The organism is Pseudomonas caspiana, assembly GCF_040224095.2.
GTDB lineage: Bacteria > Pseudomonadota > Gammaproteobacteria > Pseudomonadales > Pseudomonadaceae > Aquipseudomonas > Aquipseudomonas caspiana.
On the sequence record NZ_CP167995.1, the window covers coordinates 1,948,537 to 1,970,954 of the forward strand.

Sequence of the window (22,418 nt, forward strand, 5' to 3'; positions counted from 1 at the left end):
CTTCCGCTTCCCAGTTGCGACGGTTTTCGATGAGTTATCAGGTTCTTGCACGTAAATGGCGTCCGCGCTCGTTCCGCGAAATGGTCGGCCAGACCCATGTGCTGAAGGCTCTGATCAATGCCCTGGACAGCCAGCGTCTGCACCATGCCTATCTGTTTACCGGTACCCGGGGGGTGGGCAAGACCACTATCGCGCGGATTATCGCCAAGTGCCTGAACTGCGAAACAGGTATCACGTCGACGCCCTGCGGCACCTGTTCGGTGTGCCGCGAGATCGACGAAGGGCGTTTTGTCGACCTGATCGAGATCGACGCCGCGAGCCGTACCAAGGTCGAGGACACGCGTGAACTGCTGGATAACGTGCAATACGCCCCAAGCCGCGGGCGCTTCAAGGTCTACCTGATCGACGAAGTGCACATGCTCTCCAGCCACTCGTTCAACGCGTTGCTCAAAACCCTTGAAGAGCCGCCGCCGTACGTCAAATTCATCCTGGCGACCACTGATCCGCAAAAACTGCCGGCGACGATTTTGTCCCGCTGCCTGCAGTTCTCTCTGAAGAACATGACGCCGGAGCGTGTGGTCGAGCATTTGACCCATGTGCTGGGCGTCGAAAATGTGCCGTTCGAAGATGACGCGCTATGGCTGTTGGGGCGTGCTGCCGACGGCTCCATGCGCGATGCCATGAGTCTCACCGATCAAGCGATTGCTTTCGGTGAAGGCAAGGTCATGGCTGCTGATGTACGGGCCATGCTCGGTACGCTGGATCACGGTCAGGTGTTCGACGTGCTGACCGCCTTGATCGACGGCGATGCCCGCAGTCTGCTGGAAGCCGTCCGTCATTTGGCCGAACAGGGCCCGGACTGGAATGGTGTGTTGTCGGAAATCCTCAACGTGCTGCACCGCGTGGCGATTGCCCAGGCGCTGCCTGAAGGTGTCGACAACGGCCATGGCGACCGCGACCGGGTACTTGCGCTGGCTCAGGCATTGCCAGCCGAAGACGTGCAGTTCTACTACCAGATGGGTTTGATAGGTCGTCGTGACCTGCCCTTGGCTCCTGATCCTCGCGGCGGCTTCGAAATGGTCCTGCTGCGCATGTTGGCGTTCCGACCCGCAGACAGCAGCGACGCGCCAAGACAGCCGCTAAAGACAGTGGGAATCAACCCGGCCACAGTTGATTCCCCACAACAAGTGGCCGGTGCGACAGCTGTCGCGCCGGTAGCAGTTGCTCCCGTACAGGCGGCCGCTCCGGTTGTCGAGGCTGAGTTGCCAGTGACCGCGGCGACTCCCGTGGCAGCCGCTCCTGAGCCTGAGCCTGAGCCGGTTGAAGAAGTCGACTTGCCATGGAACGAGCCACGGGCATTGCCGCCAGTCGAAGACGAACCTGAACCGCTTGCTACACCTGCTCACGAACTCGTTGCCGAGCCAGTACTCGACACTGTTGCCGAGCAGCCGGAACTCACGCCGATGCCAGCCCCGGCGCCAGCCAGTCCCGTGCCGGATGCACCAGAGATTGAAGCGTCGCAGCCTGAGCCGGTTGCCGAGCAGGCGGTCACTCCGGCAATGCTCGAAGCCATCCCCGATGCTTACGTGCCTGCGCCGATGGATCGCGACGACGAGCCACCACCGGATGATGATTACGTCGAGCCGGATGTGGACATCGATCCGGCGTCCTATAGTTTCCTTGATGAACTGGCGCACGAAACGGTCACTGAAACGGTCGAAGCTGAACCTGCTCCGGCGGCAAAACCGGCGACGGGGTTGGCCGCTGAATGGCTGGACATGTTTAACAAGTTGCCGATTTCCGGGATGACCAGCAGCATTGCCTCCAACTGCACGCTGGTCGCGATGGACGGTGATGACTGGTTGCTGCACCTGGACCCAGGGCATAGCGCGTTGTTCAATGCGACCCAGTTGCGCCGTATCAACGATGGCCTGAATCAATTCACCGGGCGTAAGATCAATCTCAAGATCGAGTTGATCAAGCCCGAGCAGGAAACCCCTGCGCAGGCGGCTTCGCGGTTGCGTCTGGAGCGTCAGCGGCAGGCAGAAGCGTCGATTCATGCTGATCCGTTCATCCAGCAAATGCTTGAACAGTTTGGCGCAGTGATCCGGGAGGATACGATCAAGCCCGTGGATGCCCCGGTGGCTCAGACTCATTAACTGAAGGTGTGATGCCCGACGGTGTCTCACCTGATACAACAATCAACTTTCGAGGAGATATCCCATGATGAAAGGTGGCATGGCTGGCCTGATGAAGCAGGCGCAGCAAATGCAGGAAAAAATGGCCAAGATGCAGGAAGAACTGGCCAATGCCGAAGTGACCGGCCAATCGGGTGCAGGCCTGGTCAGCGTCGTGATGACCGGTCGCCATGACGTCAAGCGCATCAATCTGGATGACAGCCTGATGCAGGAAGACAAGGAAGTACTGGAAGACCTGATCGCCGCCGCCGTAAACGACGCGGTTCGCAAGATTGAGCAGGCCAGCCAGGAAAAGACTTCCAGCATGACCGCTGGCATGCAGCTGCCGCCGGGCATGAAGCTGCCGTTCTGATTGCAGCGTGTACCGAAAAATGCCAGGCCAAGTGCCTGGCATTTTTGTTTTCAGGGACCTGGCTTTTAGCGGTCGTCTGATAAACCCGGTTGCCTTCTCCGCGGGCAAGCCTCGCTCCAACAGGGACTGGCGTTGATCTTGTGGGAGCCGGGCTTGCCCGCGATGCAGACGCTGCGGTGGAGCAGATGGACCCGGTTGCCTTCTTCGCGGGCAAGCTCAGCTCTCACAGATCATGACCATCGGTATCCAATCGAACGCCCCCGCCTCACGATGGTCTGCTTCTCCATACCCCAGAGAATTCATTCCCAAGGAGCCGCTTTGATGACCCAAGAATTGATTCTTAACCAGCGAATTGTCCTGGCCTCTCGTCCGCAAGGTGCGCCCACCCCGGAGAATTTCCGGTTGGAGCGCGAAGCGCTGCCGGACCTTCAGGAAGGGCAAGTGCAGTTGCGCACTCTTTACCTGTCGCTGGACCCCTACATGCGCGGACGCATGAGCGATGCACCTTCTTACGCCGACCCGGTTGAAATCGACGCAGTGATGGAAGGCGGCGCCGTCAGCATCGTCGAGCAATCGCGTAATCCAGCATTCAAGGTCGGTGATCGCGTAGTCGGCCAGACCGGCTGGCAGACTCATAGCATCAATGACGGTGCTGCGTTGAAAGTGATCCCGAAAGACCTGCCCAGCGACTCCATGGCCGTAGGCGTATTGGGCATGCCTGGCATGACCGCTTACATGGGGCTGATGGACATCGGCAAGCCACAGGCTGGCGAGACGCTCGTCGTGGCGGCCGCGTCCGGCGCTGTGGGCTCAGTGGTGGGGCAGGTGGCCAAGCTGCAAGGCCTGCGTGTCGTCGGCGTGGCAGGTGGTGCGGACAAGTGCCGTTATGTGGTTGATGAACTGGGCTTCGACGCCTGTATCGACCACAAGAGCGACAACTTTGCGGAAGAGCTGAAGCAGGCTTGCGGCAAAGGTATCGACATCTACTTCGAATTGGTGGGCGGCAAAGTCTTCGATGCGGTATTGCCGCTGCTGAACCCTCGTGCGCGTATTCCCGTGTGCGGCGTGATTGCGCAGTACAACGCCCAGGGCGTACCGGAAGGCCCGAACGATCTGCCGCTGCTTCTGCGCACGATCCTGACCAAGCGCGCCCGCATGCAGGGTTTCATCGTGTTCGAAGAGTACGGTCATCGTCACGAGGAGTTCTTCCGCGAAATGACGCCACTGGTCACTCAGGGCAAGATCAAGTTCCGTGAAGACGTGGTCCAGGGCCTTGAGAATGCGCCAGAAGCCTTTATCGGTCTGCTGGAAGGACGTAACTTTGGCAAGTTGGTGGTTCACGTCTCTGACGCCTGACGTAACCCTTGATTGACGCTGCAGGCAGGGCGCGGGTATAAACCGCGTCTTGTGTTTTTGTCGGACCTTTCTCCATGAGCTTCAGCCCACTGATTCGCCAACTGATCGATGCCCTGCGCACCCTGCCGGGCGTCGGTCAAAAAACTGCGCAACGCATGGCGCTGCAATTGCTCGAGCGTGATCGCAGTGGCGGTTCACGGCTGGCGCTGGCGTTGAGCCAGGCGATGGAAGGGGTAGGGCACTGTCGGCAGTGCCGCACCCTGACCGAAGACGATCTGTGCCCACAATGTTCAGACAATCGTCGCGACGACACGCTGCTATGCGTCGTGGAGGGGCCGATGGATGTCTATGCGGTGGAGCAGACCGGCTATCGCGGTCGTTACTTCGTGCTCAAAGGGCACCTGTCGCCGCTGGACGGGCTGGGTCCTGAGGCTATCGGCATTCCACAGCTGCTGGCACGCATCAACGAGCAGGGCACTTTCAGCGAAGTCATCCTGGCGACCAACCCTACGGTCGAAGGCGAAGCCACCGCACACTACATCGCGCAGTTGCTGACCAACAAAGGCCTGATCACCTCTCGCATCGCCCACGGCGTGCCGCTGGGTGGCGAGTTGGAATTGGTGGATGGCGGAACGTTGGCGCACTCGTTTGCAGGGCGTAAGCCGATCGCTTTGTAAGCATCGACACTAATCTGTAGGAGCTGCCGAAGGCTGCGAAGCGTTCATCCTGACACGCCGCCGTCGCAGCTTCGGCAGTTCCTACAGGTTCAATATCTGCCGCGAGGCAGTGTTGTGCTGTGGACAGGGGCTTTTTTGTTCAGGGGAGACTTGGTGTCAGCCGCGCAGATTTCTACTCCGTCAAACCAAAGCTCGTCAGGCAAAACGTCGGAATCTGCAGGTCTTGCAGGCGTTTCGAGCCGCCCAGTTCCGGCAGGTCGATGATCGCGGCGGCCTCGTGGATCTTCGCGCCCATGCGGCGGATCAGGTTGGCAGCGGCGATCAGCGTTCCGCCAGTGGCGATCAGGTCGTCGAACATCACCACCGAGTCGCCATCACACAGGCTGTCAGCGTGCACTTCCAGAAACGCTTCACCGTATTCAGTCTGATAACCCTCTGACAGCACGTCAGCAGGCAGTTTGCCCTGCTTGCGAAACAGGATCAGTGGTTTGTTCAGTTCATAAGCCACAATCGAACCGATCAGAAAACCCCGTGCGTCCATCACGCCGATGTGGCTGAAGTCAGCTTCGATATAGCGTTGCACGAAACTGTCCATCACCAGCCGTGTGGCTTTGGGAGATTGGAACAGCGGGGTGATGTCGCGAAAGATGACGCCCGGTTTGGGGAAGTCCACTACCGGGCGAATGAGGGATTTGAAGCTGGCTTCGTCGAAAATCATCAGGTAATCCAGGGCAGGTCGTCTGAACGCTAGTCTAAAGCCGCTCGCCCTGAATCGCACCCTCAGCTTTCGATAGCGCCGCCCGCCAGCGCGCAGAGCTGGATTGGATCAAGGATTCTGATCTCCTTGCCTTCGGCTGCAATCAGTTCGTTTTGCTGGAAGCGGGTGAAGACGCGGGACACGGTTTCCACTGCCAGCCCCAGGTGATTACCAATTTCGTTGCGCGACATGCTCAGGCGGAACTGGTTGGCCGAGAAACCCCGGGCGCGGAAGCGTGCTGACAGGTTGACCAAGAACGTCGCAATGCGCTCGTCGGCGGTTTTTTTCGACAGCAGCAACATCATTTGCTGGTCATCGCGAATTTCGCGGCTCATGACCCGCATCAACTGACGTCGCAGTTGTGGCAGTTGCACGGACAGTTCGTCCAGCCGCTCGAACGGGATTTCGCAGACCGAAGTGGTTTCCAGCGCTTGAGCGGAAACCGGATAGGCTTCTGCGTCCATGCCCGACATACCCACCAGTTCGCTTGGCAAATGGAAACCGGTCAGTTGCTCTTCGCCACCGTCGCTGATATTGAAGGTCTTCAGCGCGCCGGAACGTACCGCGTACACTGAGCCGAACGTGTCACCCTGACGGAACAGGAACTCGCCTTTCTTCAGCGGTCGACCGCGTTTGACGATTTGATCCAGCGCATCCATGTCTTCCAGGTTCAAGGAGAGTGGCAAGCACAGCGGAGCCAGACTGCAATCCTTGCAATGGGCCTGGGTATGAGCGCGTACTTTGACTGGCTCGGGCATCACTTTATTCCTTGTGGTAATCACACATAAGTCATAAGGGTAACTCACCGATGACTGTTCAGACCAGCGACGATCCGTCGCGTGGCTATCAAGCTTAGTGCGTATGGGTCGATAGCCCTGAATATCCGCATCTTCAAACAGGTCGCTGCTCATGTGGTCATCCGCCCTTACCGCCATCAGTCGGGCTTTTCTGACGGCCAATGCTGCCGCGCAGAAAAGCGCAGCCGACAAGGCCGCGTCGCAGAGCAACGCCGCCGCTCAGACTCCACAGAGCGTAGATGTGAAGCTTTCGGCTGCCGGTCTGGCGCGTGCGGCCTTGTCCGGCTCGGCCAATACCGATATCACGCAAAGTGGCTTGCCTGATTCTGTGCAGAAAATCCTGACCTCGGTGCGTGACTCCCAGAAACGCTTGGCGCAGTCGAACAGTGAGTTACAAGCGGCCAAAGACGATAAGTCGCTCAGCCCCGATATGCGCCAGGCCAAGGCTGCCGCATTGCAGACGGTTTCGGCGATTTATCAGCGTCAGATCAGTACCTCGGCAAGTGATCTTTCTTCTGTCATGAACGCGCTACAACTCAATTCAGCCGACAAAACCAAGGCCAGCATGCTGATGCTGGCCAGGATGTAAGCGAGCGGCCCATCCTGTAGGAACTTATCGAGGTTACGAGGCCAGCGATGGCGGTGTGTCAGACATGCCGCCATCGCAGCTCAGATTACCCGTGAAAAACGCTTTCGATTCTGTTGGGTCAGGTAAGCGTCAAACACCATGCACACCGAGCGCACCAGCAATCGCCCGGCGGGTAGTACCTCAATGCCTTCAGGTTTCAAGCTGATCAGGCCGTCGGTAGCCATGCTGGCGAGCTGGGGCCACAACTCACTGAAGTAAGCGCGAAAGTTGATATCGAATTGCGTTTCGATATCGGTGAAATTCAGGATGAAATGACAGATCAATTGCTGAATCACCGCTCGTCGTATGCGGTCGTCCTCATTGCAGACCAGGCCGCGCTTGGTCGCCAGCTGATCGCTGCCCAGCAGGCTTTGATAATCAGCCAGATCGTTGCTGTTCTGGCTGTACAGGTCACCGATCTGACTGATCGCTGAAACCCCCAGACCAATCAGGTCGCAGTGGCCGTGGGTGGTGTAGCCCTGGAAGTTGCGTTGCAGGGTCAGTTCTTCCTGAGCGACCGCCAATTCATCATCGGGCAGGGCGAAATGGTCCATGCCGATGTAGCGATAGCCGGCATTGGTCAGTTGCTCAATGGTCTGTTCCAGCATCTGCAGCTTCGCTTCCGGCGTTGGCAGATCGCCGCTGTCGATTCGCCGTTGTGGCATGAAGCGTTCAGGCAGGTGTGCGTAGTTGAACACCGACAATCGGTCTGGCTGCAGGGCGATGATTTCCTCCACGGTGCGGGCAAACGCTTGCGGCGTCTGTTTCGGCAGGCCGTAGATCAGGTCGATATTGACCGAGCGAAACTGCAAGGTACGCGCGGCATCAATAATGGCCTGGGTTTCTTCCAGGCTTTGCAGGCGATTCACCGCGCGCTGTACCTGCGGGTCCAGATCCTGCACGCCCAGACTGACCCGGTTGAAACCCAGTTCGCGCAGCAGCCCCATGGTCGACCAATCGGCCTCACGCGGGTCGATTTCAATGCCGTAGTCGCCAGAGTCATCGTCCCGCAGATTGAAGTGCTGACGCAAATGGCCCATCAATTGACGCAGTTCGTCGTGGCTGAGAAAGGTCGGCGTGCCACCGCCAAAATGCAGTTGTTCGACGACCTGGCCCGGATCCAGATGGCAGGCGATCATCTTGATTTCATGCTCAAGACGCTGCAGATAAGCTTGGGCGCGCCCGCGATCCTTGGTAATGACTTTGTTACAGGCGCAGTAATAGCAAATGTTGGCGCAGAACGGGATATGCACATAGAGCGACACGGGACGGACGGCTTTGCGGCTGTCGCGCAACGCATGCAGCAGGTCGAACGCGCCGACCTGCGTGTGAAATTGCACCGCTGTGGGGTAGGAGGTGTAGCGTGGCCCCGCCAGATCGTAGCGGCGAATCAGATCAGAATCCCAACGGATGGCGTCGAGCATGTTGGCGTTCCCTGGGTAAGCTTGCAGTGTCGGCCAGTCTAGAGAAGCACGCGTTTGATCCTTTGATATGGGTCAATGGCCCATCAACCAGTGCTGATGCGGACCGGGCAGGGTCCAGAGTCCGAACGCAATCACCAGCAGGCCGCCTGCCATGCGCACGCCACGCTGACGCAGTAACGCGGTGATGCGCTGCGCCGCAAGGCCCGTGGCCAACAGCACCGGGCAGGTGCCAATGCCGAAAGCCAGCATCAACAGGGCGCTGTCGATGGCATTACCCTGGCTCGCCGACCAGAGCAGCGTGCTGTAAACCAGCCCGCAAGGCAGCCAGCCCCACAGTGCGCCCAACAATAGAGCCCGTGACAGACTCGACACCGGAAGCAGACGGCTAGCCAGCGGCTGGATATAGCGCCACAGCCCGCGGCCCAGGCGTTCAATTCGGGTCAGGCCGCTCCACCATCCGGCCAGATACAGACCCATGGCGATCAATAGCACTGCAGCGACTACCCGCAAGGCCAATGCGCCAGGGCTATTGGCCGCGGCCCAGCCGGCGAGGCCGATCAGCAGACCGGCGCAGGTGTAACTCAAGATCCGCCCCATGTTGTAAGCCAGCAGCAATCGAAAACGTCGGCTGCGTTGTTCCTTGGGAATCGCCAGCGTCAGTGCGCCCATCAACCCGCCGCACATGCCCAGGCAGTGGCCACCGCCGAGCAGGCCGAGGATCAGGGCCGAGATCAGAAGGGGTAAAAGGTCAGCCATGCAGACTGGCCTGTCGCAAATCCCTGTGCGAGGTCGCCCAGTTTCCCTGACACTGCGCTGTCGCGCAGCAAATATGCGACCTGTATGAGTGAGCTTGCTCGCGATTCGATCTGTCAGTTGATGAATGTATTGCCTGTGCTGGCGCTGTCGCGAGCAAGCTCACTCCTGCAGGATCCGCTGTTTGCTCGGGATTGGGCTCAAACATCAGACTCACCTTTTTTCTGGCTCGCGACTTCATCCACCGCCGCCTGATGCTTTGGGTCTTGATCATCAAAAAGAATACTGTGCGCCGGGCCTTCCATGTCGTCGTACTGACCGCTGTCCACCGCCCAGAAAAAGATGTAGATCGCCACACCAACCAACAGCAACGCGGCGGGGATCATGATGTAGAGCGCTGGCATAAGGCCTCCGAAGCAGGCTGCCGATGAGGGGCAGTGGTAGACGGCATGCGGGTCAGGCGTAAAGCGTTCAGGACCACCGTCAACGAGCTGATGGACATGCCCACCGCAGCCCAGATGGGGGTAATCCAGCCCAGTGCTGCAAAGGGCAGCATGAGGCCATTGTATAACCCGGCCCAGAGCAGGTTCTCAATGATTACCCTGCGTGTGCGTCGCGCCAGAGCAAACGCCTGAACCAACGCGTGCAGGCGATTGGACAGCAAGACGGCGTCGGCGCTGGTTTTCGCCAGGTCAGTGGCTGAACCCATGGCAACACTGATGTCTGCTGCGGCCAGCACTGGCACGTCATTGACGCCATCGCCGAGCATCAACACTTTACGGCCCTGACGATGCAGCTGTTGCAACGCCGCCAGCTTGTCGTCGGGGCGCAAACCGCCACGGGCTTCGTCGATGCCCAGTTCAGCCGCAACATGAGCGACCATAGGGGAGCTGTCCCCGGACAGCAGCAGGGTTTTCCAGCCTCGCGCCTTGCAGGCCTGCAACAGTGCATGAGCGTCTTCGCGCAGGCGGTCATCCAGGATGAACCAGGCCAAAGGCCCATGGCGGTCGCCGAGCAGTAGATGCTGCCCGGTGTGTTCTGGTGCGGGTGGAATGTCGCTGGCGCTCAAGGCGCAGACAAAAGCTGGCTGACCGATGCGCAATTGTTGGCCGTTGACGGCACCTTCAAGGCCTAGCCCCGGATGACTGACTACCTCCTCGGCGGCACTCGGTGCGCGGCCGAAGGCTTTTGCGATGGGGTGCTCCGAGCGGTTTTCCAGTGCAGCGGCGAGGCTCAGGCATGCGTCGGCATTCAGTTCGCCCAGCGCCTGGAGGCTGCGCAGCGCTAACCGTCCTTCGGTCAGCGTGCCGGTCTTGTCGAAAATTACCGTGTCGATCTGATTCAGACCCTCCAGCACATGGCCGCGGGTCAGCAACAGACCGAGTTTGTGCAGCGTGCCGGTGGCGGCCGTAAGCGCGGTGGGGGTCGCAAGTGAGAGCGCACACGGGCAAGTCGCGACCAGCATCGCCAGAACAACCCAGAATGCCCGCGACGAGTCGATCTGCCACCACACAACACCAATCACTGCCGCTGCCATCAGCGAAAACAGCAAGAACCACTGTGCCGCTCGATCAGCGATTTCCGCTAGCCGGGGTTTTTCTGCCTGAGCGCGCTCCAGCAAGCGGACGATGGCCGACAGGCGAGTTTCATGGCCCAGCGCCAGGACCTCGACCGTGAGTACGCTTTCAACGTTCAAGGTCCCCGCGGTAACGGCATCGCCGGGGCTTCGCGGATGGGGCAGGTATTCACCGGTCAGCAACGATTCGTCGATGCTCGACTGGCCTTCAAGGATTCTGCCGTCAGCGGGCAGCACTGCGCCGGGCTGCACCAGCACCTGATCGCCCAGGCGCAGTTCGCTGAGCAGAATCCGCTCGCTCTGACCCTGCTTATCCAGCCGCAGGCAAGACGCGGGCAGCAGGTTGACCAGTTGTGCGGTAGCTGCCGCAGTGCGTTCTCGGGCGCGTCTCTCCAGATAGCGGCCGGCCAGCAGGAACAGGGCGAACATGCCCACGGCGTCGAAGTACAGCTCACCGCTGCCGGTGATCGCAGTCCAGATGCCCGCTATGTAAGCCCCCCCAATCGCCAGCGACACAGAAACGTCCATGGTCAGATGGCGGGTGCGCAGATCACGCATGGCCCCACGAAGGAACGGCGCGCAACTGTAGAACACAATAGGGGTGGTCAGAAACATCGCAACCCAGCGCAGGATGGTGTGCATTTGCGGGCTGAGGTCGATGTTGAATTCCGGCCATGTGGCCATGGTCGCCATCATCGCCTGAAACCACAGCAAACCGGCCACGCCAAGCTGGCGCAACGCCAGTCGGTTTTCTTCAGCGAGCTGTGCGGCGGCTCGATCAGCCTGATAAGGGTGGGCGACATAGCCAATGCTGCGTAATTGAGCGAGTAGCTGACTCAGAGGCATCTGGCTGTCGGACCAACTGACCTGCAGTCGATGGTTGGACAGGTTAAAACGTGCTTCGGCCACGGCGGGCAGTGTGCGTAAGTGGCGTTCGATGAGCCAGCCACACGCGGCGCAACTGATGCCTTCCATCAGTAACGTAGTGTCTGCCAGTTCACCTTGATGCCGGACAAAGGGCGCCTGCACATCGGCGCGGTCGTAGAGCGCCAGTTCGTCCAGCAACTGCACCGGCAACGTTTCCGGATTGGCCGATGCCTGGCTGCGATGGATGTAGTAGCTCTCCAGCCCCCCGGCAACGATTGACTCGGCTACTGCCTGACATCCCGGACAGCACATCGCCCGGTTTTCCCCGAGCACGACGGCGCTAAAGCGACTGCCCGACGGGACGGGCAGGGCGCAGTGGTAGCATGGGATGGGTGTAGTGGTCATTGGGTCTTCAGCACGCAGGGTGGGAACACGGTACTTGTGGGAGCGGTGCTTGCCCGCGATAAGGCTGGACGCTATTTCGTCTTGAAATCGCGTCGGCCTTATCGCGGGCAAGCACCGCTCCCACAGAATCTGCGTCATCCAGTGGGACCGTGTTCAATTCTTCAAAGCTTCCGCTCCCTGAATCGCTTCATCCCCCAGCGCAAGATCTTTGTCGTGGCTGATCTGTTCTTCTTCAAACAGACGCCAGGTCTTGCCGTTTTCAACACCCAGCAGCTCTACAAAACGGCGTCCTTCGACTTTATCAGTCAGTTGCCCGATGTAGCGGTCAGGCTCCGAGCTGCTGCGGGTCAGGACGATCTTGCGATCCTTTTGCGGTTGCGTCGGGGAGATCAGGTTCAGCTCCAGGGTCTGCGGCCTGCTGTTGCCACTCAAACGCAGGTCCGCTTCGCCTGTGAGCTCATCCAGATGCACATTGGCGCGCAGCAATAGGTTCTGGGCCAGCAGTTCGCGATCCAGCGAGCGATTGATGCCTTTGCCCGCCTCGTAATAATTGTCATTGACCAGATTGTCAGGGTTATTCACCGCAATGGTCACCATGGTCAGTGACAGGGTCACTGAGCAGGTCAGGATGCCAATCAGGATCCAGGGCCAGATGTGTTTGTACCAAGGGCTTTGAGCGGTCGCGGTGGACATGGACAATTCTCTTTACGCCGTTTCTGACTAACGAACTTGCGGGCCGATGAACCGGCTTTTGGTTTCAGCATGAGTATCGCCGTCGATATCCTTGAGGATGAAAATCACCTCGTTGGTACTCGATGGCAGTTTTTCGGGAGCGCTGGACAGCTCCACCGGCATGCTGAAAATATCCCCGGCGGCCACTTTGAATTCACGGCGACCCTGCAATTTCAGATCCGGCAAGCCTGTAGCATCCAGTACATAGGTGTGATCGACCTGGTCTTTGTTCATGACCTTGAGGCTGTAGACGTTCTCGATCCGGCCTTCGGCGTTTTCCCGGTACAGCACGCGATCCTTGCTGACGTCAAAGCCGACCAGTGAGCGCATGAAGAATGCCGAGGTCAGCAAGCCGATCATGACCAGCAACACCGCCGCGTAACCGAGCAGTCGGGGTCTTAGCTTGTGCGTCACCTGGCCGGACAGGTTGTGCTCGGTGGTGTAGCTGATCAGGCCGCGCGGGTAGTTCATCTTGTCCATGATGCTGTCGCAGGCGTCGATACAGGCGGCGCAGCCGATGCACTCCACTTGCAGGCCATCGCGGATGTCGATGCCGGTGGGGCAGACCTGCACGCACATTGTGCAATCGATGCAGTCGCCCAGACCTTGCCTCTTGTAGTCCTGATCCTTTTTACGTGGGCCGCGTTTCTCGCCCCGGCGTGGGTCGTAGGAAACAATCAAAGTGTCCTTATCGAACATCACACTCTGAAAGCGCGCATAAGGGCACATGTAAATGCACACTTGCTCACGCAGCCAGCCTGCATTGCCGTAAGTCGCGAGGGTAAAAAAGCCGACCCAGAAATATGCCCAGCTGTCGGCCTGACCGGTGAATAGCTCGGTGATCAGGTCACGTATGGGGGAGAAGTAGCCGACGAAGGTCAGCCCGGTGATGAAACCGATCAACAGCCACAGGCTGTGTTTGGAGAATTTGCGCACGAATTTGTTGGCGCTCATGGGAGCTTTATCGAGTTTTATGCGCTGATTGCGGTCGCCCTCGGTGACCTTTTCGCACCACATGAAAATCCAGGTCCAGACACTTTGCGGGCAGGTGTAACCGCACCACACGCGGCCGGCGTAGACGGTGATGAAAAACAGACCGAACGCGCTGACGATCAGGATGCCCGAGAGCAGGATGAAATCCTGCGGCCAGAAGGTCGCACCAAAGATGTAGAACTTACGCTCCGGCAGATTCCACCACACCGCCTGATGCCCACCCCAGTTCAGCCAGACGGTACCGAAGTAAATCAGGAACAGCAGAGCACCACCGAGCATGCGCAGATTGCGGAACAGACCAGTGAACGCGCGGGTGTAGATCTTTTCTCGCGAGGCATAGAGGTCAACCGTCTGGTTGTCATTCTTGGGCGGCGGGGTGACGTTGACGACAGGAATGTTATTGCTCATCGGTGTGTCCCACGGCAGTGGAAAAATGCCTCAGTGGTCAGGAGCGTGGCGTTATGAAGGCAATGATACGCCTGCAGTCTTCGTTAATGGGGCGCGGCGAATCTTGGTGCAAACAGGTGTAAAGAGTACTGATTCGGATCAAATGACGTGCAGATGATGTGCAGGTGTTTGCGGTCTGCGCTTTTTCTGTGGGAGCCGGGCTTGCCCGCGATAAGGCAGGGTGTGATCTAAAATGAACCGCGTCCTGCCTTATCGCGGGCAAGCCCGGCTCCCACAGAGAATGCATTTCAATTCAGAGTTACATGTCTGCAAATTGAACTGACGCTATTCAGCCTTTTCCTCCCGCGACAAGCTATAAACATACGCCGCCAGAATATGCACTTTGTCATTGCCCTGAATCGCTTCCTGAGCAGGCATCTGGCCTTGACGGCCGTAGCGGATGGTTTGTTGCAGTTGTGCGTAGCTTGATCCATAGATGAACGCACCCGGATGTGTCAGATCCGGTGCACCCAACACCTGCATGCCTTTACCTTCCGGACCATGGCAGGCGACGCAGGTCGTGGCGAATATCTTTTGCCCGGCGACCGGATCAGCCTTGGCGTCTTCCGGTAACTTACGCCCATTGAGCGCGGTCACGATGTACGCCGAAACGTCACGTACGCCCTGTTCCTTGATTGCATCACCCCAGGCGGGCATGACCGCGTGGCGGCCGCCCATGATGGTGGCCTTGATGGTTTCGGGCTCGCCGCCCCAACGCCAGTCGGCATCGGTCAGGTTGGGAAAGCCATAAGCGCCTTTGGCGTCCGATCCATGACACACCGAGCAGTTTGACGCGAACAGGCGGCTGCCCATCTTCAGGGCCTGTGGATCCTTGGCGACTTCTTCGATGGGCATCGAAGCGAACTTGGCGAAGATCGGCCCGAAACGCGCCTCGGAGCGCGCCATTTCCTTTTCCCACTCGTGCACGCCTGTCCAGCCCGTCTGACCATCGGAGAACTCGATTTGCTTGTCGGTGTTCACGTAGCCGTAACCCGGCCAGAGGCCTTTCCAGTTACCGAGACCGGGATAAAGCACCAGATAGCCCAGCGCGAAAATGATCGTGCCGATAAACAGCATGAACCACCATTTGGGTAATGGGTTGTCGTATTCCTCGATACCGTCAAAGGAGTGGCCGACGGTTTCTTCCGTGGCTTCGTCGCGCTGGCCCTTGCGGGTCGAAAGCAGCAGCCAGGTCAGGGCGAAAATGGTGCCCAAAGTCAGAACCGTGACGTACAGACTCCAAAAAGTGCTCATTGCTTGCTCCTGGACGCTTTTTCCTGCTCAACCTTTTTGATGGCCTCGGGGTCGTCCGCGAAGGGCAGCAAGGTTGCGTCGTCAAACTCTGACTTGCGCCGGGGGCTGAACACCCAGAGCGCCAGTCCGATAAAGGCCACCATCACCACGAGTGTGCCAAGGCCACGAATCATCCCGATATCCATCAAGATCACCGTTTGCTTTTGATGAGGGTGCCAAGGCCTTGCAGATAGGCCACCAGTGCATCCATTTCAGTTTTGCCTTGCACGGCGGCCTGCGCTCCGGCGATGTCTTCGTCGGTGTAAGGCGTGCCCAAGGTGCGCAGGACTTCCATTTTTTTGGCGGTGTCCTTGCCGTCCAGGCGTTTCTCTACCAGCCAGGGGTAAGCAGGCATTTTTGATTCAGGAACTACGTTGCGCGGGTTATACAAATGCGCCCGATGCCAGTCATCCGAATAACGACCGCCGACTCGCGCCAGGTCAGGCCCGGTGCGTTTGGAACCCCACAGGAACGGATGGTCCCAGACGCTTTCGCCCGCCACCGAGTAGTGACCGTAGCGTTCGGTTTCCGCGCGGAACGGACGAATCATCTGTGAATGACAACCCACGCAGCCGTTGGCGATGTACACGTCGCGGCCTTCGACTTCCAGCGCGGAGCGTGGCTTCATGCCCTCTACCGGCTTGTTGGTGACGTCCTGAAAAAACAGGGGGACGATTTGCGTCAGGCCGCCGATGCTGACGGCGATAACCATGAAGAAGGCCAGCAGGCCAATGTTCTTCTCGAGTACTTCATGCTTCATCAGTGGGCCCCCACGACGGCGATTTGAGCCGCAGCTTCGGCCTCGGCCGGGTCTGAAGCGCGCACGGTGCGCCAGACGTTGTACGCCATGAACAGCATGCCGCTGGCAAAGAATGCGCCGCCGATCATGCGCACGATGTAACCGGGATGGCTCGCCTGCAGCGCCTCGACGAACGAGTAAGTCAGCGTGCCGTCGTCATTGATCGCTCGCCACATCAGGCCTTGGGTGATGCCATTGACCCACATCGAGGCGATGTACAGCACGGTGCCGATAGTCGCCAGCCAGAAGTGGGCATTGATCAGGCCGATGCTGTGCATCTGCGGTCGGCCAAACACTTTGGGGATCATGTGATACGTCGCGCCGATGGAAATCATCGCCACCCAACCCAATGCGCCAGCATGCACGTGACCGATGGTCCAGTCGGTGTAGTGCGACAAGGCGTTCACCGTCTTGATGGCCATCATTGGACCTTCAAAGGTCGACATGCCATAGAAGGCGAGCGACACCACCAGAAAACGCAGGATCGGGTCAGTGCGCAACTTATGCCAGGCGCCGGAGAGGGTCATCATGCCGTTGATCATCCCGCCCCAGCTTGGCGCCAGGAGAATGATCGACATCACCATGCCCAGCGACTGTGCCCAGTCGGGCAGGGCGGTGTAGTGCAAATGGTGCGGGCCCGCCCAGATGTACAGGGTGATCAGTGCCCAGAAATGCACGATGGACAGGCGATACGAATAGATCGGCCGCTCAGCCTGCTTGGGCACGAAGTAATACATCATGCCGAGGAAGCCGGTGGTCAGGAAGAAACCCACCGCGTTGTGGCCGTACCACCACTGAATCATCGCGTCGGTAGCACCCGCATAGGCGGAGTAGGACTTGAACAGGCTGACCGGCAGCGAGATGTGGTTGACGATGTGCAGCATCGCGGTGACGACGATGAACGCACCGTAGAACCAGTTGCCGACATAGATGTGTTTGGTCTTGCGCTTGACGATGGTGCCGAAGAACACCGCGCCGTAGGTCACCCAGACAATCGCCAGCAGAATAGCGATCGGCCATTCCAGTTCAGCGTATTCCTTGGTGGTTGTGTAACCCATTGGCAAGGTGATGATGGCGCTGACGATGACCGCTTGCCAGCCCCAGAATGAGAACGCGGCCATGCCATCGGAAATCAGCCGGGTCTGGCAAGTGCGTTGCACCACGTAATAAGACGTCCCGAAGAGCGCACAGCCGCCGAACGCGAAGATCACCAGGTTGGTGTGCAGCGGCCGCAAGCGTCCGAAGCTGGTCCATTCCAGACCCAGGTTCAGCTCCGGCCAGACCAGTTGAGCGGCGATGAATACGCCAAGCCCCATGCCGAGGATGCCCCAGACCACCGTCATGACGGCGAACTGGCGGACCACTTTATAGTTATAAGCGGTCGGACTGATTGCTGTGCTCATTATCAGGTTCCACGGTTCGACTATTTAATTTATTAGTATGAAAAACCGACGCAGGCATGCTCTGCGGCCGTTTCAGGCAAATTCCGACGCGCAGCGTAAAGGAAAAACCTGTCCCGGTGGACAGAAAGTTACTGGAGGTTACAGGACGGGTGAAGTCGACGGCGTGAGTGGCGGACATTTGCAGCATGCCTGGCAGTAGATGAACAACCCTGGTTCATCAGGTTATTGAGCGTCTGCGGAGCACGAATGTCGGACACGTTCCTTTCACTGGGCCTGTGGCCAGCCATCGCCAGTCCACTAACGAGCAAGCTTAGTCCCGAAAGGCTGGGGAGGAAAGGATGGTGCTCCTGACTGACCGCAATCACAGAGTTTGCAGGAGCTGCCGAAGGCTGAGATGGCGTTGTGACAGGGGGGCAGCAAATAAAAGGGACCACCGCACCCTGTTGCAGGGTGCGGCGTTGAAGGGGTCCACAGTGCTGCTCTTTTTGCTACTGCGCCGCTTTACTCTTGTCGACGAGTTGATCAGGACCCTTCGACAGGCTGTAAACATAAGCGGCCAGCAGCTGTACTTTGTCATTGCCCAATAAATCGGCCTGAGCAGGCATATGACCTTGGCGACCAAGACGAATGGTCTGCTGCAACTGAGCCAGGCCAGTGCCGTAGATGAAACCGCCCGGCTGTGTGAGGTTTGGAGCGCCCATTGCTGCGGTGCCTTTACCCGTTGCGCCATGACAGGCTACACAGGTGGAGCTGAACACTTGCTGTCCGGCAGCCAGATCTGCCTTGTCGTCAGCGGGTAGCGGCAGCCCCGCCAGTGAGTGACGCACATAGGCTGCGACGTTTTTCACGCCGTCTTCGCCGATGATCGTGCCCCATGCCGGCATCGCTGCGACCCGACCCGCCATGATGGTGGCTTTGATGGTTTCGGCATTGCCTCCCCAGCGCCAATCGTTGTCGGTGAGGTTAGGGAAGCCGTAAGCACCTTTGGCGTCCGAGCCATGGCAAACCGAGCAATTGGAGGCAAACAGGCGGCCACCCATTTGCAGCGCTTGCGGATCTTTGGCGACTTCTTCCACCGGCATGGCTGCGAATTTGGCGAAGATTGGTCCGAATCGCGCGTCAGCCTTGTCCATTTCCTTCTGCCACTCGTTGACGCCGGTCCAGCCGTTTTCATAGCCGGGCGCGATGCCTTTCCAGTTGCCCAGTCCCGGATACAGGATCAGGTAACCCACCGCGAACACCAGCGTGCCCGCGAACAGCATGAACCACCACTTGGGCAGCGGATTGTCATACTCCTCGATGCCATCGAAGCTGTGGCCCATGGTCTGGTCGGTACTGCCCTTGGTTTCACCCCTGCGGGTGCCGATCAATAGCCAGGTCAGGCCGATCAGGCTGCCAATGGTCAGCACGCAAATATAGGTGCTCCAGAAGGTGGTCATGGCTGGTTACTCCGGGCGACAGGCTGATCTTTTGAAAGTTGTTCGATAACAGGTGGCGGCAATGGCTCGTCAGCAAAGGGTGCCAGGCGGGCTTCGTCGAATTCGGCGTTGCGTTTACTGCTGAACACCCAAAGCGACAGGCCGATGAATGCGATGGCAACTATCAGCGTTCCGAGGCCGCGTAGATCCTGAATATCCATGGCTCACCTCTTGCTCTTAATGGCAGTGCCGAGCACTTGCAGATAGGAAACCAGAGCGTCCATCTCGGTCTTGCCTTTGAGGGAAGCAACTGCGCCGCTGACATCGTCATCGGTGTAAGGCACGCCCAATGTACGCATCGCCTTGATCTTGGCTTCGGTGTGGCTGCTGTCGACTTTCTGGGTGACCAGCCATGGATAGGCCGGCATTTTTGATTCCGGCACGACGTTGCGCGGGTTGTACAAGTGCGCGCGATGCCAGTCATCCGAGTAGCGTGCTCCAACCCGGGCGAGGTCCGGTCCGGTGCGCTTGGAGCCCCAGAGGAACGGGTGATCCCAGACGCTTTCGCCCGCCACCGAATAGTGGCCGTAGCGTTCTGTTTCAGCGCGGAACGGGCGGATCATCTGCGAGTGGCAACCCACGCATCCTTCGCGGATATAAATGTCGCGACCTTCCAGTTGCAGCGCGGTGTAGGGTTTCATGCCCTCAACCGGCTTGTTGGTCACGTCCTGAAAGAACAGCGGGACGATCTGGGTCAGCCCGCCGATGCTGACGGCGAGTACCATCAGGATCATCAACAGGCCGACGTTTTTCTCGATCGTTTCATGTGTCATGGCGTGTTTCATAGCAAGTTCCTCAGGCCATCTGCGCGGCGGCGGCAGCTTCGACGGGGTTGGAGGCCCGGACGGTGCGCCAAGTGTTGTAGGCCATCAGCAACATGCCCAGCAGGAAGATCGCGCCGCCTGCCAGGCGCACGATGAATCCGGGATGGCTGGCCACCAGTGCTTCGACGAAGGAGTAGGTCAAGGTGCCGTCTTCGTTGATTGCCCGCCACATCAGGCCTTGAGTAATGCCGTTGACCCACATCGAGGCGATGTAGAGCACGGTGCCAATCGTGGCGAGCCAGAAGTGCGCATTGATCAGGCCGATGCTGTGCATCTGCGGGCGGCCGAAGACTTTCGGGATCATGTGGTACAGCGCACCGATGGAGATCATTGCCACCCAGCCCAGAGCACCGGCGTGAACGTGGCCGATGGTCCAGTCGGTGTAGTGGGAGAGAGCATTGACGGTCTTGATCGCCATCATCGGACCTTCAAAGGTCGACATGCCGTAGAACGCCAGCGATACCACCAGAAAGCGCAGCACCGGGTCGCTACGCAACTTATGCCAGGCGCCTGAAAGGGTCATCATGCCGTTGATCATGCCGCCCCAGCTTGGCGCGAGCAGAATCAGAGACATAACCATGCCCAGCGATTGCGCCCAGTCCGGCAGCGCGGTGTAGTGCAAATGGTGTGGCCCGGCCCAGATGTACAGGGTGATCAGTGCCCAGAAGTGCACGATGGACAGACGATAGGAATACACCGGACGTTCGGCCTGTTTCGGCACGAAGTAGTACATCATTCCCAGAAAGCCTGCCGTCAGGAAGAAACCCACCGCGTTGTGGCCGTACCACCACTGCACCATGGCATCGGTTGCGCCGGAATACAGCGAGTAGGACTTGGTCAGGCTGACCGGCAGTTCCAGGTTATTGACGATGTGCAGCACGGCAACGGTGAGGATGAATGCGCCGAAGAACCAGTTGCCGACATAGATATGCTTGGTGTTGCGTTTGGCCACGGTGCCAAAGAACACGATGGCGTAGGCCACCCAGACAATAGTGATCAGAATGTCGATGGGCCATTCCAGCTCGGCGTACTCTTTGGAACTGGTGTAACCCAGCGGCAAGGTAATTGCCGCCAGCAGAATCACCAGTTGCCAGCCCCAGAAGGTGAACGCCGCCAGTTTTGGCAGGAATAGTTGAGTCTGACAGGTACGCTGAACCGAGTAATAAGAGCTGGCAAACAGCGCGCAGCCGCCGAAGGCGAAAATCACCGCATTGGTGTGCAGCGGGCGCAAGCGACCAAAGCTCGTCCAGGGAAGATCGAAGTTGAGTTCAGGCCAGACCAGTTGGGCGGCAAGAAAGACGCCGAGGCCCATCCCGACAATCCCCCAGATCACCGTCATAATGACGAACTGGCGGACCACCTGATAGTTGTAGGCGGTACTGTTAGTAGTGTTCATTTAGTTGTAATTCCCATCCAGCTAGGTCGGGGCGCTACGCGCAGGTTTAGCTCTGGTTATTGGCAGACTCATCAAAAGCGAGGCAAGCATGAGCACTGGGCAAAATGCCTGTATTGACGAAGATCAATGCGCGCAACTGGCAAAAGAACACGGCTGGTTATGGAATCCGGCGCTTAAAGAGCAGCAGGGCAAGCACCACGGCGCTGCGGCGACATTGATCCTGGCGCATGGGGCGGGTGCGCCGATGGACAGCGACTTCATGAGCGATATGGCGGCGCGCCTTGCTGCCAAAGGCGTCAACGTGTTGCGCTTCGAGTTTCCCTACATGGCGCAGCGCCGGGTCGACGGACGTCGTCGACCGCCTAATCCGCAGGCGCAACTATTGGACTGCTGGCGTCAGGTGTATGCCGCTGTGCGACCTCATGTCACGGGAAGTCTGGCCATTGGCGGCAAGTCCATGGGCGGACGTATGGCCAGCCTGATTGCCGATGAACTGCAAGTGGACGCATTGGTGTGTCTGGGTTATCCGTTCTATGCGGCAGGCAAACCCGAAAAGCCCCGGGTTGCGCACCTCGCTGATTTGCACGCGCGGACGTTGATCGTGCAGGGCGAGCGCGATGCGCTGGGTAATAAGGAGGCCGTCGAGGGTTACACGCTGTCCCCCGCAATCGACATGCTGTGGATTCCGGCCGCCAACCATGACCTCAAACCCCTGAAGTCGGCAGGTATCAGCTATGACGAGTGTCTGGCCAACACCGCGAGTCGTATCGTCGAGCTGTTGAGTTAAGCCGGTTGGCAGTGCAGATCGAATTCACCGTCAGTCACGGCGAAATCGACCGCCGAGATGCTGAAGCCGAACTTTCCTTTAAGGCATTTAGTGCTGACATCGACTTCAAGCAGAGTCAGGTGTCCGGCCTGGATATGCCCCGAGTGATAAATGATGTTCTGGCTGTTCGGGGCCTGGTTGTAGACCACCTTGATCTGCTCACTGGCGAGCAGATCATGGGTGCCCAGAGGAAGGTCCAGATCAAAAAACAGACCAATACTGGCTTGCTTGCGTCCGACCCTGCCAGCGGCGATCACCTTCCAGATCCATTGCCGGGGCACCGCCGACAGCTCGGGGCGCAAGGTCAGACAGGCCAGCAGGGATGACACCGTCAAAGGTTGTTGATTGATCAGGGCCTGAAAATTGCCCACGCAGGTCGGCGGGTTAATCCGCGGTTTACGAGACATTGCGGAAGCGCTCATGGACGTGCTCCTTGC

Annotated in this window: 23 protein-coding genes; 6 read left to right on the forward strand and 17 right to left on the reverse strand. The window is 58.7% G+C overall.

Going from position 1 to position 22,418, the window contains the following annotated elements:
- Positions 1-29: 29 nt before the first annotated feature.
- The 4 genes from dnaX to recR all read left to right on the forward strand — a co-directional run bounded on the left by dnaX (position 30) and on the right by recR (position 4,583).
- Positions 30-2,159: a DNA polymerase III subunit gamma/tau gene (dnaX, locus tag ABRP31_RS08920; protein WP_349970614.1), complete on the forward strand. Its 2,130-nt coding sequence runs from the start codon at positions 30-32 to the stop codon at positions 2,157-2,159.
- Positions 2,160-2,223: 64 nt separating this feature from the next.
- A complete protein-coding gene (locus ABRP31_RS08925) occupies positions 2,224-2,550 on the forward strand; it encodes a YbaB/EbfC family nucleoid-associated protein (RefSeq protein ID WP_027900954.1) in 327 nt (108 codons plus the stop codon).
- Between the two features lie 321 nt (positions 2,551-2,871).
- Positions 2,872-3,906 carry an NADP-dependent oxidoreductase gene (locus ABRP31_RS08930; protein WP_087266376.1) on the forward strand — a complete coding sequence of 345 codons (1,035 nt, stop codon included), beginning with the start codon at positions 2,872-2,874 and terminating at the stop codon, positions 3,904-3,906.
- A gap of 74 nt (positions 3,907-3,980) precedes the next feature.
- Complete coding sequence (gene recR / locus ABRP31_RS08935) at positions 3,981-4,583, forward strand: recombination mediator RecR (protein WP_027900956.1); 603 nt, start codon at positions 3,981-3,983, stop codon at positions 4,581-4,583.
- A gap of 172 nt (positions 4,584-4,755) precedes the next feature.
- On the opposite strand, the gene ABRP31_RS08940 is transcribed toward recR, so the two are convergent.
- Positions 4,756-5,301 carry an adenine phosphoribosyltransferase gene (locus ABRP31_RS08940; protein ID WP_027900957.1) on the reverse strand — a complete coding sequence of 182 codons (546 nt, stop codon included), beginning with the start codon at positions 5,299-5,301 and terminating at the stop codon, positions 4,756-4,758.
- 62 nt (positions 5,302-5,363) lie between these two features.
- Positions 5,364-6,098: a fumarate/nitrate reduction transcriptional regulator Fnr gene (gene fnr, locus ABRP31_RS08945; protein ID WP_087266374.1), complete on the reverse strand. Its 735-nt coding sequence runs from the start codon at positions 6,096-6,098 to the stop codon at positions 5,364-5,366.
- A 151-nt stretch (positions 6,099-6,249) separates the two neighbouring features.
- On the opposite strand from fnr, the gene ABRP31_RS08950 reads away from it, so the two are divergent.
- On the forward strand, positions 6,250-6,726 hold the full coding sequence (locus ABRP31_RS08950; protein WP_349970615.1) for a chemotaxis protein: 477 nt from the start codon (positions 6,250-6,252) through the stop codon (positions 6,724-6,726).
- Between the two features lie 80 nt (positions 6,727-6,806).
- Here ABRP31_RS08950 and hemN read toward each other — a convergent pair whose 3' ends face one another.
- The 14 genes from hemN to ccoN (ABRP31_RS09020) form a co-directional block, all read right to left on the reverse strand.
- The gene (hemN, locus tag ABRP31_RS08955; protein WP_349970616.1) at positions 6,807-8,189 is read right to left on the reverse strand and encodes an oxygen-independent coproporphyrinogen III oxidase; all 1,383 of its coding nucleotides are present in this window, start codon (positions 8,187-8,189) and stop codon (positions 6,807-6,809) included.
- A 72-nt stretch (positions 8,190-8,261) separates the two neighbouring features.
- Positions 8,262-8,945, reverse strand: a complete 684-nt coding sequence (locus ABRP31_RS08960) for a sulfite exporter TauE/SafE family protein (protein ID WP_349970617.1) — start codon at positions 8,943-8,945, stop codon at positions 8,262-8,264.
- A gap of 197 nt (positions 8,946-9,142) precedes the next feature.
- The gene (gene ccoS / locus ABRP31_RS08965; RefSeq protein WP_087266366.1) at positions 9,143-9,346 is read right to left on the reverse strand and encodes a cbb3-type cytochrome oxidase assembly protein CcoS; all 204 of its coding nucleotides are present in this window, start codon (positions 9,344-9,346) and stop codon (positions 9,143-9,145) included.
- Entirely contained in the window at positions 9,325-11,790 is a 2,466-nt protein-coding gene (locus ABRP31_RS08970; RefSeq protein WP_349970618.1) for a heavy metal translocating P-type ATPase, read from the reverse strand. Before ABRP31_RS08970 ends, ccoS begins: the two co-directional genes overlap by 22 nt.
- Positions 11,791-11,943: 153 nt before the next feature.
- Positions 11,944-12,483: a FixH family protein gene (locus tag ABRP31_RS08975; RefSeq protein WP_349970619.1), complete on the reverse strand. Its 540-nt coding sequence runs from the start codon at positions 12,481-12,483 to the stop codon at positions 11,944-11,946.
- Positions 12,484-12,510: 27 nt separating this feature from the next.
- A complete protein-coding gene (ccoG, locus tag ABRP31_RS08980) occupies positions 12,511-13,923 on the reverse strand; it encodes a cytochrome c oxidase accessory protein CcoG (RefSeq protein WP_349970620.1) in 1,413 nt (470 codons plus the stop codon).
- Positions 13,924-14,247: 324 nt separating this feature from the next.
- Positions 14,248-15,216, reverse strand: coding sequence for a cytochrome-c oxidase, cbb3-type subunit III (gene ccoP, locus ABRP31_RS08985; protein WP_349970621.1), 969 nt, complete (start codon positions 15,214-15,216; stop codon positions 14,248-14,250).
- Complete coding sequence (locus tag ABRP31_RS08990) at positions 15,213-15,401, reverse strand: cbb3-type cytochrome c oxidase subunit 3 (protein ID WP_087266359.1); 189 nt, start codon at positions 15,399-15,401, stop codon at positions 15,213-15,215. Before ABRP31_RS08990 ends, ccoP (ABRP31_RS08985) begins: the two co-directional genes overlap by 4 nt.
- 5 nt (positions 15,402-15,406) lie before the next feature.
- Positions 15,407-16,015, reverse strand: coding sequence for a cytochrome-c oxidase, cbb3-type subunit II (gene ccoO / locus ABRP31_RS08995; protein ID WP_349970622.1), 609 nt, complete (start codon positions 16,013-16,015; stop codon positions 15,407-15,409).
- Positions 16,015-17,457 (reverse strand): cytochrome-c oxidase, cbb3-type subunit I, encoded by a 1,443-nt coding sequence (ccoN, locus tag ABRP31_RS09000; RefSeq protein WP_087266354.1) that lies wholly within the window; start codon positions 17,455-17,457, stop codon positions 16,015-16,017. The genes ccoO (ABRP31_RS08995) and ccoN (ABRP31_RS09000) overlap by 1 nt, the downstream gene beginning before the upstream one ends.
- Positions 17,458-17,945: 488 nt before the next feature.
- Positions 17,946-18,896 (reverse strand): cytochrome-c oxidase, cbb3-type subunit III, encoded by a 951-nt coding sequence (ccoP, locus tag ABRP31_RS09005; protein ID WP_087266352.1) that lies wholly within the window; start codon positions 18,894-18,896, stop codon positions 17,946-17,948.
- Positions 18,893-19,096 (reverse strand): cbb3-type cytochrome c oxidase subunit 3, encoded by a 204-nt coding sequence (locus ABRP31_RS09010; protein ID WP_087266350.1) that lies wholly within the window; start codon positions 19,094-19,096, stop codon positions 18,893-18,895. The genes ccoP (ABRP31_RS09005) and ABRP31_RS09010 overlap by 4 nt, the downstream gene beginning before the upstream one ends.
- Before the next feature lie 3 nt (positions 19,097-19,099).
- On the reverse strand, positions 19,100-19,708 hold the full coding sequence (gene ccoO / locus ABRP31_RS09015) for a cytochrome-c oxidase, cbb3-type subunit II (RefSeq protein ID WP_087266410.1): 609 nt from the start codon (positions 19,706-19,708) through the stop codon (positions 19,100-19,102).
- 22 nt (positions 19,709-19,730) lie between these two features.
- The gene (gene ccoN, locus ABRP31_RS09020) at positions 19,731-21,155 is read right to left on the reverse strand and encodes a cytochrome-c oxidase, cbb3-type subunit I (protein WP_349970623.1); all 1,425 of its coding nucleotides are present in this window, start codon (positions 21,153-21,155) and stop codon (positions 19,731-19,733) included.
- Between the two features lie 88 nt (positions 21,156-21,243).
- Here ccoN (ABRP31_RS09020) and ABRP31_RS09025 point away from each other — a divergent pair, with 88 nt between their 5' ends.
- Positions 21,244-21,942, forward strand: a complete 699-nt coding sequence (locus tag ABRP31_RS09025; protein WP_349970624.1) for an alpha/beta family hydrolase — start codon at positions 21,244-21,246, stop codon at positions 21,940-21,942.
- On the opposite strand, the gene ABRP31_RS09030 is transcribed toward ABRP31_RS09025, so the two are convergent.
- Positions 21,939-22,403: a hypothetical protein gene (locus ABRP31_RS09030; RefSeq protein ID WP_349970625.1), complete on the reverse strand. Its 465-nt coding sequence runs from the start codon at positions 22,401-22,403 to the stop codon at positions 21,939-21,941. The genes ABRP31_RS09025 and ABRP31_RS09030 overlap by 4 nt on opposite strands.
- Positions 22,404-22,418: the final 15 nt, after the last annotated feature.